Genomic DNA, 11,882 nt, shown 5'->3' with positions numbered 1-11,882 from the left:
GATGACTGAGTATGGCCGGGGCTCCGGCTCCGAACCGTGGCATCCCGAGGACCCCTTGTACGGGGACCAGGGATGGGGAGGCCGTGAGGCCGCCCACGGCCAGGGCCAGTACGAAGGCCAGCAGCAGCCCTACGCGCAGGACCCGTACGCCCAGCAGGGCTACCAGCAGGACCCTTACGCGCAGCAGCAGCACCAGCAGGACCCCTACGCGCAGCAGCAGCACCAGCAGGACCCTTACGCCCAGCAGCACCAGCAGGATCCTTACGCCCAGCAGCACCCCCAGCAGCCGTACGGCGGGCAGGACCCGTACGGGCAGCAGCCTCCCCAGCAGCCGCCCTACGACGGCGGCTGGGACACCGGCCAGCAGCCGGCGATGCCGTACGGGGCCCAGCCCCCGTACGGCAGCGCCGGTGGCTACGGCGAGCAGCCCGACCACTACGGCACCCCCGATGCCTACCCCCCGCCGCAGCCTCCGGGACGACGCGAGCAGGCAGCCCAGCAGCAGAGCCCGGACTGGGACCCCGAGGTGCAGCCGGAAGAGACGCATCCTTTCTTCACGGGCGCCGACGAGCAGCCGTCGGACCGCGGTTCCAGGGGTTCCGGGGAGCCCGGGGACGGCCAGGGCTACGGCGACGAGTACGACGACGACCCGCGGGAGAGCAGGCGGGGCGGCGGTGACTGCCGGGGCAAGAGCAAGAAGAAGAACCGCAACGGCTGCGCCTGCCTGGTCGTCTCCGTGATCCTCGTCGGTGGGCTCGGGGGAGTGGGCTACTTCGGCTACTCCTACTACCAGAGCCAGTTCGGCGAGGCGCCCGACTACGCGGGCAGCGGCAGCGGCTCGGTGGAGGTCGAGATCCCCGAGGGCGCTCTGGGGAACGAGATCGCGAGCATCCTGAAGAAGGCCGGCGTCGTGAAATCGTCCGGCGCCTTCATCTCGGCGCAGAACGGAAATCCCAAGGGGAAATCCATCCAGGCCGGTGTCTATCTCCTGAAGAAGGAGATGTCGGCGGACAACGCCCTGGAAATGATGCTGGACCCTGCCAGCCAGAACGCGATGATCATCCCCGAGGGCACGAGCACCATCGGTGTCTACGATGCGATCGACAAGCGGCTGAAGCTGAAGTCCGGCACCACGGCCGGTGTCGCGAAGACTAAGGCGGAGAGCCTCGGGCTGCCCGAATGGGCGGACGACGACCCGGAGATCAAGGATCCGCTGGAAGGGTTCCTCTTCCCGGCGGCGTACGCGGTCCCCGAGGGCTCCAAGCCCGAGGACGCGCTGAAGAAGATGGTGACCCGGGCGAAGAAGGAATACGCGAAACTCGATCTCGAGGAGAACGCGGAGAAGCTGAATCTGGACTCTCCGCTCGACGTCATCACCGTGGCGAGCCTCGTCCAGAAAGAGGGCAAGTACAAACACGACTTCGACAAGGTCGCGAGGGTCGTGTACAACCGGCTCAAGCCGGACAATCTCGAAACCGTCGGCAGGCTCGAATTCGACTCGACGATCAACTACATCCGGGCGGAGAGCACGCTGGACGTGGGGGCCGTCGATGATCTGCGGAAGATCGACGACCCGTACAACACGTACAGCGTCAAGGGGCTGCCGCTCGGCCCGATCTCCAATCCGGGCGCGGACGCACTGAACTCCGCGATCAGCCCCGCGTCGGGTCCCTGGTACTACTTCGTCTCCGTCACCGAGGACAAGACGCTGTTCGCCGTGACGAACGAGGAGCACGAGCGCAACCGCAGGCAGTACGAAGAGAACAAGGCAGACCAGTGAGCACCACCCGTCGCGCCGCCGTACTCGGCTCGCCCATCGCCCATTCGCTCTCCCCCGACCTGCACCGGGCCGCCTACGCCGAACTCGGGCTCGTCAACTGGTCGTACGACCGCTTCGACGTCGACGAGGCCGGGCTCCCGGGCTTCGTCGAGGGCCTGGACCCCTCGTGGGCGGGTCTCTCCCTGACCATGCCGCTCAAGCGGGCGATCATCCCGCTGCTGGACGGGATCAGCGACGCGGCGGCGGCGATCGAGACGGTCAACACGGTCGTCCTCACCGAGGACGGCCGACGCGTCGGCGACAACACCGACATCCCAGGCATGGTCGCGGCGTTGCGCGAACGTGGCGTCGAGAAGGCCGAGTCGGCCTCCGTCCTGGGCGCCGGAGCCACCGCGTCCTCCGCGCTGGCCGCCCTCGCCGAGATCTGCACCGGCCCGGTCACGGCCTACGTGCGCAGCGCCGCACGGGCCGACGAGATGCGCGGCTGGGGCGACCGTCTCGGGCTCGACGTGCGGATCGCGGACTGGGCCCGCGCCGAGGAGGCCCTGCACGCGCCTCTGGTCATCGCCACCACGCCGGCCGGCACCACGGACGCCCTGGCGGACGCCGTGCCGCAGGCCCCGGGAACGTTGTTCGACGTGCTGTACGAGCCCTGGCCGACGGCGCTGGCCTCCCGATGGTCGGCAGCCGGAGCCGGCGTGGTGGGGGGCCTCGATCTCCTGGTGCACCAGGCCGTCCTCCAGGTGGAACAGATGACCGGGCGCGACGCCCCGCTCGCCGTCATGCGGGCGGCCGGAGAAGCGGCGCTCGCGGCGCGCGGACGCTAGGGCAGCCGCTCCTCTCATCATGCCTGCCGCAGTTCACAGCGGTGACGCCGGACCGGGGCCGCCGTCACCGCTGTGAACTGCGGCAGGCGGTCCTCCTCGCCCTCCGGACCCCCCTTCACTCCGCTGAGACACGGCCGAAACGTCCGTCTGCTGGACCGGCGGCGGGTCAGGCCTCCTGGTCGTGGGAGGATCGGAGGCGGCGGGCCAGGGCCGCGCACCCGGTCGCGCCGTTGCAGTTTCAGGCGCGAGCATGAGGAGCACCGTTGAGCAGGTTGCGCTGGCTGACCGCGGGGGAATCGCACGGCCCCGCACTGGTGGCGACGCTGGAGGGTCTTCCCGCCGGCATCCCGGTCACCACGGAGATGGTGGCGGACGCGCTCGCCCGGCGGCGGCTCGGTTACGGGCGCGGCGCGCGGATGAAGTTCGAGAAGGACGAGGTCACCTTCCTCGGCGGCGTCCGGCACGGCCTCACCATGGGCTCGCCCGTCGCCGTCATGGTGGGCAACACCGAGTGGCCCAAGTGGGAGCAGGTCATGTCGGCCGACCCGGTCGAACCCGAGGTGCTGGCCGCGCAGGCCCGTAACGCCCCGCTGACCCGCCCCCGGCCCGGTCACGCCGACCTGGCCGGTATGCAGAAGTACGGCTTCGACGAGGCCCGGCCCGTCCTGGAGCGCGCGAGCGCCCGTGAGACCGCCGCCCGTGTGGCCCTCGGCGCCGTCGCCCGCTCCTACCTCAAGGAGACCGCGGGCATCGAGATCGTCTCCCACGTCGTCGAGCTGGCAGCGGCCAAGGCGCCCTACGGCGTCTACCCCAAGCCCTCCGACGTGGAGCGGCTCGACGCCGACCCGGTGCGCTGCCTGGACGCGGACGCGTCGAAGGCGATGGTCGCGGAGATCGACCAGGCCCACAAGGACGGCGACACCCTCGGCGGGGTCGTCGAGGTGCTCGCGTACGGCGTCCCCGTCGGCCTCGGCTCGCACGTCCACTGGGACCGCAGGCTCGACGCCCGCCTCGCCGCCGCCCTGATGGGCATCCAGGCCATCAAGGGCGTCGAGGTCGGCGACGGCTTCGACCTCGCCCGGGTCCCCGGCTCGAAGGCGCACGACGAGATCGTGGCCACCGCCGACGGGATCAGGCGCGCCTCCGGCCGCTCCGGTGGCACCGAAGGCGGACTGACCACCGGGGAGCTGCTGCGGGTCCGTGCCGCGATGAAGCCCATCGCCACCGTGCCCCGCGCGCTCGCCACGGTCGACGTCGTCACCGGTGAGGCCGCCAAGGCGCACCACCAGCGCTCGGACGTCTGCGCGGTCCCCGCCGCCGGGATCGTCGCCGAGGCGATGGTCGCGCTGGTCCTGGCCGACGCGGTCGCGGAGAAGTTCGGCGGCGACAGCGTCGCCGAGACCCACCGCAACGTGCAGTCCTACCTCTCCCACCTCCAGATCCGGTGAGCGGCCCGCTGATCGTCCTGGTCGGCCCGATGGGTGTCGGCAAGTCGACGGTGGGCGAGCTGCTCGCCGAGCGGCTCGGGACCACCTACCGCGACACCGACGCGGACGTGGTGGCCACCACCGGCAAGCCGATCGCGGACATCTTCGTCGACGAGGGCGAGGAACACTTCCGCGCCCTGGAGCGCCAGGCGGTGCGGGACGCGCTCGCCGTCCACCCGGGTGTCCTCGCGCTCGGGGGCGGTGCGGTGCTGGACGAGGAGATCCGTGGGCTGCTCGCCGGCCGGCGGGTCGTCTACCTGTCGATGGACGTGGACGAGGCGGTCAAGCGGGTGGGGCTGAACACCGCCCGCCCCCTGCTCGCCGTCAACCCACGACGGCAGTGGCGCGAACTCATGGACGCCAGGCGCCATCTGTACGAGGAAGTGGCCGGCGCGACCGTCGCGACCGACGAACGTACCCCCGAAGAGGTCGCCCAGGCGGTCCTCGACGCAACGGAACTGCCGGATCGCACGGTCGGGACCGTGCCGCCCGGCCGGGAGAACACACGCATGAGCGAGCAGGGCACCACGCGCATCCAGATCGCCGGCACGGCAGGCACCGACCCGTACGAGGTGCTCGTGGGCCGCCGGCTCCTCGGCGAGCTGCCCGGCCTCATCGGTGAGCGCGCCAAGCGGGTCGCCGTCCTGCACCCCGAGGCGCTCGCGGAGACGGGCGAGGCCGTCCGTGAGGACCTCGCCGCCCAGGGCTACGAGGCGATCGCCATCCAGCTGCCGAACGCCGAGGAGGCCAAGACCGTCGAGGTCGCCGCCTACTGCTGGAAGGCGCTGGGCCAGACCGGCTTCACCCGCACCGATGTCATCGTCGGAGTCGGCGGCGGCGCCACCACCGACGTGGCGGGATTCGTCGCCGCGTCCTGGCTGCGAGGGGTGCGCTGGATCGCCGTGCCCACGACCGTGCTCGCCATGGTCGACGCGGCGGTCGGCGGCAAGACCGGCATCAACACGGCCGAGGGCAAGAACCTCGTCGGTGCCTTCCACCCGCCGGCCGGAGTGCTCTGCGACCTCGCCGCGCTGGACTCGCTGCCGGTCAACGACTACGTCTCCGGTATGGCCGAGATCATCAAGGCCGGCTTCATCGCCGACCCGGTCATCCTCGACCTCGTCGAGGCGGACCCCCAGGGCGCCCGTACGCCCGCGGGGCCGCACACCGCGGAGCTCATCGAGCGTTCCATCCGGGTCAAGGCCGAGGTCGTCTCCAGCGACCTCAAGGAGTCCGGCCTGCGGGAGATCCTCAACTACGGGCACACCCTGGCCCACGCCATCGAGAAGAACGAGCGCTACAAGTGGCGCCACGGCGCCGCCGTCTCCGTCGGTATGGTCTTCGCCGCCGAGCTGGGCCGGCTCGCCGGACGTCTCGACGACGCGACCGCCGACCGGCACCGGGCCGTCCTGGAGTCCGTCGGGCTGCCGCTCACCTACCGCGGTGACCAGTGGCCCAAGCTCCTGGAGAACATGAAGGTCGACAAGAAGTCCCGCGGTGATCTGCTGCGGTTCATCGTCCTCGACGGCATCGGCAAGCCCACCGTCCTGGAGGGGCCCGACCCGGCCGTCCTGCTCGCCGCCTACGGGGAGGTCTCCGCATGACGGCCCGCAGGGTCTTCGTGCTCAACGGCCCGAACCTGGGCCGCCTCGGCTCCCGCGAACCCGACGTGTACGGGGCGACGTCCTACGCCGGTCTCGTCGACACCTGCCGGGCCTTCGGCAAGGAGCTCGGCTTCGATGTCGACGTGCGCGAGACCAACGACGAGGGCGAACTGATCCGCTGGCTGCACGAGGCGGCGGACGGATCAATTCCGGTCGTTCTCAACCCGGGTGCGTTCACGCACTACTCGTACGGCATGCGGGACGCGGCAGCCCAGCGCACCGCCCCGCTGATCGAGGTACACATCTCGAATCCGTACGCACGGGAGGAATTCCGCCACACCTCGGTGGTCGCTCCCGTGGCCACAGGCACCGTGGCAGGGTTCGGAATCGGCTCCTACCGGCTCGCCCTGCGCGCCCTGGCCGACGAACTGACGGACTGACACCGGGCACTTCGTGCCTTCCCCGCCCGTTCACAGCCTGGCGGCCGGGGAAGGTACGGTTGCCGTCGACCAGCGCCAGTTGCCTGTACGAGACGGAGTGGCACCGGATGCAGCATGCAGTGGGGGCCCCGCTGCCGCCGCCCCAGGGTCCCGGGAACGGGCCGTGGACGCACCAGGCCCAGGCCCAGCACTCAGGCAGGCCCGGCCCGCAAGGGCCGCCCCTTCCTCCCCCGGCGCCCCTGACGCCGATGCCCCAGGCCCCTGTGACCCAGGCGCCCGCGCCCCAGCACGCCCCGGGGCCGCCGTCCCCGGAGACCACCGGGCACGTCCAGCTGCCGCCGGGCGGCCCCGTACCGCTGCCCGCGCAGCCCGCCGAGCCGGGCACGGGCGCCGCGACCCTGGCCGTGCTCCTGATCGGTCCGGCCGGAGCGGGCAAGACCACCGTCGCCAAGCTCTGGGCCGGCCGTCGCCGGGTCCCGACCGCGCACGTCTCCCTGGACGACGTCCGCGAGTGGGTCTGTTCCGGCTTCGCCGACCCGCAGGCGGGATGGAACGACCACTCCGAGGCGCAGTACCGCCTGGCCCGGCGCACCTGTGGTTTCGCCGCCCGTAACTTCCTGGCCAACGGCATCTCCTGCATCCTCGACGACGCCGTCTTCCCCGACCGGCCCGTCGTCGGCCTCGGCGGCTGGAAGCGGCACGTCGGACCCGGACTGCTGCCCGTCGTCCTCCTGCCCGGCCTGGAGGTCGTCCTGGAGCGCAACGCCGCCCGCAGCGGGAACCGCAGGCTCTCCGACGAGGAAGTGGCCCGGATCCACGGCCGGATGGCCGGCTGGTACGGCTCGGGCCTGCCGATCATCGACAATTCCACCTACGACGTCGAGACGACCGCCCGAGTGCTCGACGACGTCCTGGCCCGCTCCATAGCCAGCCCGCCGACCTGGTAGCGCCGCTTGCGTCCCCGGTCGGGTGCGCTGACCGGGCGGGCGCTCTCCGGCGCTCGTAGGCTCGAAAACATGTCAGAGGTGTACGCCGTCCGACGCGGGCTGCTGCGCGACCGGTACGCCGCCGCCGGGTCGGCGGCAGCCCTGGTCTCCCGTCCCGCCAACGTCCGTTATCTGGCGGGCGGAGCCCCGCCGGGCGCCGTGCTGCTGCTCGGAGCGGGCGAGGACGTCCTGCTCTGCCCCCGCGCACCCACCGGCGACCCCTCCCACGGGCGTCCCGACGAGCAGTTGCGGGTGGACGTGCTGCCCGATCCCGACGGTGACCCCGTCGTCGCCGCGGCCGGACTGGCCCTCTCGGCGGACACGGACTCGCTGGCCGTCGAGGAGCACGACCTCACCGTCGCCCGGCACCGCGCCATGCTCTCCGTCGCCCCTCACCTGCGCCTGGCCGACCTCGGGCACACCGTGGAACAGCTGCGGATCGTCAAGGACGAGGAGGAGATCGCCTGCCTCCGGATCGCCGCCGAGATCACCGACCAGGCCCTCGGAGAGCTCCTGGAATCGATCCTGGTGGGCCGTACGGAGCGCCACCTCGCCCTGGAGCTGGAGCGCCGGCTCGTCGACCACGGTGCGGACGGCCCGGCGTTCCCCACCTCCGTCGGGACCGGACCCCACTCTGGCCTGGGCCGCCACCGGCCCTCGGACCGGAGGGTCGAGGAAGGGGATTTCCTCTCGGTGTGCCTCGGGGCGAACTACCGCGGGTACCGCTGCGAGATCGGCCGGACGTTCGTCATCGGAACCAGTCCCGCGGACTGGCAGATCGAGCTCTACGACCTCGTTTTCGCCGCTCAGAGGGGTGCACGGGAGGCTCTCGTGCCCGGAGCCGCCTACCGTGACGTCGACCGCGCGGCACGCCATCTCCTGGACTCGGCGGGCCACTCGGACGGCCTTCCGCCCAGCACCGGGCACGGGGTCGGGCTCGAAATCGACGAGGACCCGCAGTTGGCACCGACAGCCATGGGTAAACTGGACGCTTGTGTGCCGGTCACCGTCGAACCGGGGGTCCACCTCCCGGGCCGGGGCGGTGTCCGGATCGATGACACGCTCGTCGTGCGCCCCGAGGCGGACGGCGGACCCGAGCTACTCACCATTACGACCAAGGAGCTGCTCGCGCTCTAGCGCGCGTTCGTTGGTTGTCCACCAGCTTTCAGTCCAGGAGATTCCGCAACCGTGGCTTCCACGAACGACCTCAAGAACGGCCTGGTGCTCAAGCTCGACGGAGGCCAGCTCTGGTCCGTCGTCGAGTTCCAGCACGTCAAGCCCGGCAAGGGCCCCGCCTTCGTGCGCACCAAGCTCAAGAACGTGCTCTCCGGCAAGGTCGTCGACAAGACGTTCAACGCCGGCGTGAAGGTCGAAACGGCCACCATCGACCGCCGGGACATGCAGTTCTCGTACATGGACGGCGAGTACTTCGTCTTCATGGACATGGACACGTACGACCAGCTCATGGTCGACCGCAAGGCCGTCGGCGACGCCGCCAACTTCCTGATCGAGGGCTTCACCGCCTCGGTCGCCCAGCACGAGGGCGAGGTGCTGTACGTCGAGCTGCCCGCGGCGGTCGAGCTGACCATCCAGCACACCGACCCGGGCGTCCAGGGCGACCGCTCCACCGGTGGCACCAAGCCCGCCACCCTGGAGACCGGCTACGAGATCGGCGTCCCGCTCTTCATCACCACCGGCGAGAAGATCAAGGTCGACACCCGCTCGGGCGACTACCTCGGCCGGGTGAACAGCTAACCGTGGCTGCCCGGAACAAGGCCCGCAAGCGCGCCTTCCAGATCCTTTTCGAGGCCGACCAGCGCGGTGAGTCCGTGCAGACGGTCCTCGCGGACTGGGTACGGCTCTCGCGGACCGACGACCGTCAGCCGCCGGTCGGTGAATTCACGATGGAGCTGGTCGAGGGGTACGCGCAGTACGCGGACCGTATCGACGACCTCATCGTCACCTACGCCGTCGACTGGGAGATCGACCGCATGCCGGTCGTCGACCGGAGCATCCTGCGGCTCGGCGCGTACGAGCTGATCTGGATGGACTCCACCCCGGACGCCGTGGTGATCGACGAGGCGGTCCAGCTCGCCAAGGAGTTCTCCACGGACGACTCCCCGGCCTTCGTGAACGGCCTGCTGGCCCGGTTCAAGGACCTCAAGCCGAACCTCCGCCGGGATCAGTGATCCTGGCGGCGTCGAGCCGGACGAAGGGCCCACGGTCATGGACCGTGGGCCCTTCGGCGTTCTTGCGAGCGGATGAGGGACGGCACGAAAAAGCCGGCCCGGCGGGGTCCTCGGGACCCCGCCGGGCCGGCGGGACGTCAAACGCGAGAGCTGCTCAGCCCTCTTCGTGGGCGACGGCGCGACGCGCGTCGGCGTCCAGCACACCCCAGCTGATCAGCTGCTCCGTGAGCACGGACGGCGACTGGTCGTAGATCACGGCCAGGGTGCGGAGGTCGTCCTGGCGGATCGAGAGCACCTTGCCGTTGTAGTCGCCGCGCTGGCTCTGGATCGTCGCGGCGTAACGCTGCAGCGGTCCGGCCTTCTCCGGCGGCACGTGGGCGAGACGCTCGAGGTCGAGGACCAGCTTCGGCGGCGGCTCGGCGGCACCGCCGGGGGTCGTGCCGGGCAGGAGCTCCTGCACCGGAACGCCGTAGAAGTCGGCCAGCTCGGCAAGGCGCTGCACGGTCACGGCGCGGTCGCCGCGCTCGTAGGAACCGACCACGACGGCCTTCCAGCGGCCCTGCGACTTCTCCTCCACGCCGTGGAGGGAGAGGCCCTGCTGGGTGCGGATGGCGCGGAGCTTGGCCCCGAGCTGCTTTGCGTATTCGCTGGACATAAGGCTCCCCGGACGCTGGAACATTCTGCGGCTGGGCCGCGTGGCTGGTAACTCACTGTGAGGTTACGCAGCGTTACTTGGCTGCGTCAAGCCGAAAGGTCCGGACTGCCACCTCCCGGGGGCGGGGCCGGGGCCTCACACAAGCCCTGGTAGTGTGGATGACGCAATTTCGACGTCCTTTAACGTCCGTCCAGTGAGGCGGAGAAGGAGGTCCGTTTCTTATGGACGCACAGCATGACCGGACCGGCAATGCGGCACGCCCCGTTCTCGAGGCTCCCGACATCGCCCGGGCTCTGACCCGTATCGCCCACGAGATCGTCGAACGCGCCAAGGGCGCCGACGACGTGGTGCTGCTCGGCATCCCGACCCGCGGGGTCTTCCTCGCGCGGCGGCTCGCCGGAAAGCTCGAAGAAATCACCGGCCGAAAGACGCCGGTCGGGTCGCTCGACATCACGATGTACCGCGACGACCTGCGCATGCGCCCCGCGCGCGCCCTGGGACGTACCGAGATCCCCGGTGAGGGCATCGAGGACCGGCTGGTCGTCCTGGTCGACGACGTGCTCTTCTCCGGCCGGACGATCCGCGCCGCGCTCGACGCCCTCGGCGACATCGGCAGGCCCCGTGCCGTACAGCTCGCGGTCCTCGTCGACCGTGGTCACCGCGAACTCCCGATCCGTGCCGACTACGTCGGCAAGAACCTCCCCACGTCGCTGCGGGAGACGGTCAGGGTCCAGCTCGCCGAGGAGGACGGCCGCGACGCCGTGCTGCTCGGCGTCAAGCAGACCGTCCCGGCAGGCGAGCAGTAGCCGCATCACCTCCCGTGCGCCCCACCGGCCGCACGGCTGCTCCGGCACGCCCGCCTGCCTGATCCCTCCACCCTTCATGGAGACCCCAGATGCTGCGCCCTCCCGGGGGAAGCCCCCGGACCCCCCGTCACCTCATCTCCGCCGCTGACCTCACCCGCGACGACGCCGTCCTGATCCTCGACACCGCCGAGGAGATGGCCCGGGTAGCTGACCGGCCGATCAAGAAGCTCCCCACCCTGCGTGGACGCACGGTCGTCAACCTGTTCTTCGAGGACTCGACGAGGACCCGCATCTCGTTCGAGGCCGCCGCCAAGCGCCTCTCCGCCGACGTCATCAACTTCTCCGCGAAGGGCTCGTCCGTCTCCAAGGGAGAGTCGCTCAAGGACACCGCCCTGACCCTGGAGGCCATGGGCGCCGACGCCGTCGTCATCCGGCACGGAGCCTCCGGGGCCCCGTACCGCCTCGCGACCTCCGGCTGGATCGACAGTGCCGTCGTCAACGCCGGTGACGGCACCCACGAGCACCCCACCCAGGCCCTGCTGGACGCCTTCACGATGCGCCGCAGGCTGGTCGGGGCCGACGCCGGGATCGGCCGGGACCTCGAAGGCCGCCGGATCACGATCGTCGGTGACGTCCTGCACAGCCGGGTGGCCCGCTCCAACGTCCACCTGCTGCACACGCTCGGTGCGCACGTCACCCTCGTGGCCCCGCCCACCCTCGTGCCGGTCGGCGTCGAGCAGTGGCCCTGCGACGTCAGCTACCGCCTCGACGACGTGCTCCCCAAGTCGGACGCGGTCATGATGCTGCGTGTGCAGCGTGAGCGGATGAACGCCGCCTACTTCCCGACCGAGCGCGAGTACTCCCGCCGCTACGGCCTGAACGGCGAGCGCATGGCGCGGATGCCCGAGCACGCCATCGTGATGCACCCCGGCCCCATGGTCCGCGGCATGGAGATCACGGCCGAAGTGGCCGACTCCGACCGCTGCACGGCCGTCGAGCAGGTCGCGAACGGCGTCTCCACCCGCATGGCCGTCCTGTACCTGCTTCTGGGCGGCTCCGAGACCGCTCTGCCCTCCGCGTCCGCCCGTACCGAGGAGAACAAGTAATC

Annotated in this window: 12 protein-coding genes; 11 read left to right on the top strand and 1 reads right to left on the bottom strand. The window is 70.7% G+C overall.

Annotation, left to right across the window (positions count from 1 at the left end):
* Position 1: 1 nt before the first annotated feature.
* From mltG to nusB, 9 genes are all read left to right on the top strand, one after another.
* On the top strand, positions 2 to 1,780 hold the full coding sequence (gene mltG, locus ABZY45_RS14695; RefSeq protein WP_356739819.1) for an endolytic transglycosylase MltG: 1,779 nt from the start codon (positions 2 to 4) through the stop codon (positions 1,778 to 1,780).
* Complete coding sequence (locus ABZY45_RS14690) at positions 1,777 to 2,607, top strand: shikimate dehydrogenase (protein WP_356739817.1); 831 nt, start codon at positions 1,777 to 1,779, stop codon at positions 2,605 to 2,607. The genes mltG and ABZY45_RS14690 overlap by 4 nt, the downstream gene beginning before the upstream one ends.
* 263 nt (positions 2,608 to 2,870) lie before the next feature.
* Entirely contained in the window at positions 2,871 to 4,055 is a 1,185-nt protein-coding gene (gene aroC, locus ABZY45_RS14685; RefSeq protein WP_356739815.1) for a chorismate synthase, read from the top strand.
* Positions 4,052 to 5,698, top strand: coding sequence for a 3-dehydroquinate synthase (gene aroB, locus ABZY45_RS14680; protein ID WP_356739813.1), 1,647 nt, complete (start codon positions 4,052 to 4,054; stop codon positions 5,696 to 5,698). Before aroC ends, aroB begins: the two co-directional genes overlap by 4 nt.
* Positions 5,695 to 6,138, top strand: a complete 444-nt coding sequence (aroQ, locus tag ABZY45_RS14675; protein ID WP_356739811.1) for a type II 3-dehydroquinate dehydratase — start codon at positions 5,695 to 5,697, stop codon at positions 6,136 to 6,138. The genes aroB and aroQ overlap by 4 nt, the downstream gene beginning before the upstream one ends.
* Before the next feature lie 107 nt (positions 6,139 to 6,245).
* Entirely contained in the window at positions 6,246 to 7,085 is an 840-nt protein-coding gene (locus ABZY45_RS14670) for a Pro-rich N-terminal domain-containing protein (protein WP_356739809.1), read from the top strand.
* Between the two features lie 69 nt (positions 7,086 to 7,154).
* Positions 7,155 to 8,261: an aminopeptidase P family protein gene (locus tag ABZY45_RS14665; protein ID WP_356739807.1), complete on the top strand. Its 1,107-nt coding sequence runs from the start codon at positions 7,155 to 7,157 to the stop codon at positions 8,259 to 8,261.
* A 51-nt stretch (positions 8,262 to 8,312) separates the two neighbouring features.
* Complete coding sequence (efp, locus tag ABZY45_RS14660; protein ID WP_311313502.1) at positions 8,313 to 8,879, top strand: elongation factor P; 567 nt, start codon at positions 8,313 to 8,315, stop codon at positions 8,877 to 8,879.
* A 2-nt stretch (positions 8,880 to 8,881) separates the two neighbouring features.
* The gene (gene nusB, locus ABZY45_RS14655; protein WP_356739804.1) at positions 8,882 to 9,313 is read left to right on the top strand and encodes a transcription antitermination factor NusB; all 432 of its coding nucleotides are present in this window, start codon (positions 8,882 to 8,884) and stop codon (positions 9,311 to 9,313) included.
* 154 nt (positions 9,314 to 9,467) lie between these two features.
* Here the strand turns inward: nusB and bldD are convergent, their stop codons facing one another.
* Positions 9,468 to 9,968 carry a transcriptional regulator BldD gene (bldD, locus tag ABZY45_RS14650; RefSeq protein ID WP_014044812.1) on the bottom strand — a complete coding sequence of 167 codons (501 nt, stop codon included), beginning with the start codon at positions 9,966 to 9,968 and terminating at the stop codon, positions 9,468 to 9,470.
* Positions 9,969 to 10,189: 221 nt separating this feature from the next.
* On the opposite strand from bldD, the gene pyrR reads away from it, so the two are divergent.
* Both pyrR and ABZY45_RS14640 read left to right on the top strand, forming a co-directional pair.
* Positions 10,190 to 10,774, top strand: coding sequence for a bifunctional pyr operon transcriptional regulator/uracil phosphoribosyltransferase PyrR (gene pyrR, locus ABZY45_RS14645; protein ID WP_356739802.1), 585 nt, complete (start codon positions 10,190 to 10,192; stop codon positions 10,772 to 10,774).
* 89 nt (positions 10,775 to 10,863) lie between these two features.
* On the top strand, positions 10,864 to 11,880 hold the full coding sequence (locus tag ABZY45_RS14640) for an aspartate carbamoyltransferase catalytic subunit (RefSeq protein ID WP_356739800.1): 1,017 nt from the start codon (positions 10,864 to 10,866) through the stop codon (positions 11,878 to 11,880).
* Positions 11,881 to 11,882 lie beyond the last annotated feature (2 nt).

The sequence above is a fragment of the Streptomyces sp. NPDC006516 genome, from assembly GCF_040611875.1.
Classification (GTDB): domain Bacteria; phylum Actinomycetota; class Actinomycetes; order Streptomycetales; family Streptomycetaceae; genus Streptomyces.
Note: the sequence above shows the minus strand (reverse complement) of the source record. Positions and strands in the feature narration are given on the sequence as shown.

Excerpts from the sequence above, each read along its gene's own strand:
- mltG (WP_356739819.1), top strand. The coding sequence starts at position 2 with ATGACTGAGTATGGCCGGGGCTCCGGCTCCGAACCGTGGCATCCCGAG.
- aroQ (WP_356739811.1), top strand. The coding sequence starts at position 5,695 with ATGACGGCCCGCAGGGTCTTCGTGCTCAACGGCCCGAACCTGGGCCGC.
- ABZY45_RS14670 (WP_356739809.1), top strand. The coding sequence starts at position 6,246 with ATGCAGCATGCAGTGGGGGCCCCGCTGCCGCCGCCCCAGGGTCCCGGG.
- ABZY45_RS14665 (WP_356739807.1), top strand. The coding sequence starts at position 7,155 with ATGTCAGAGGTGTACGCCGTCCGACGCGGGCTGCTGCGCGACCGGTAC.
- bldD (WP_014044812.1), bottom strand. The coding sequence starts at position 9,968 with ATGTCCAGCGAATACGCAAAGCAGCTCGGGGCCAAGCTCCGCGCCATC.
- pyrR (WP_356739802.1), top strand. The coding sequence starts at position 10,190 with ATGGACGCACAGCATGACCGGACCGGCAATGCGGCACGCCCCGTTCTC.
- ABZY45_RS14640 (WP_356739800.1), top strand. The coding sequence starts at position 10,864 with ATGCTGCGCCCTCCCGGGGGAAGCCCCCGGACCCCCCGTCACCTCATC.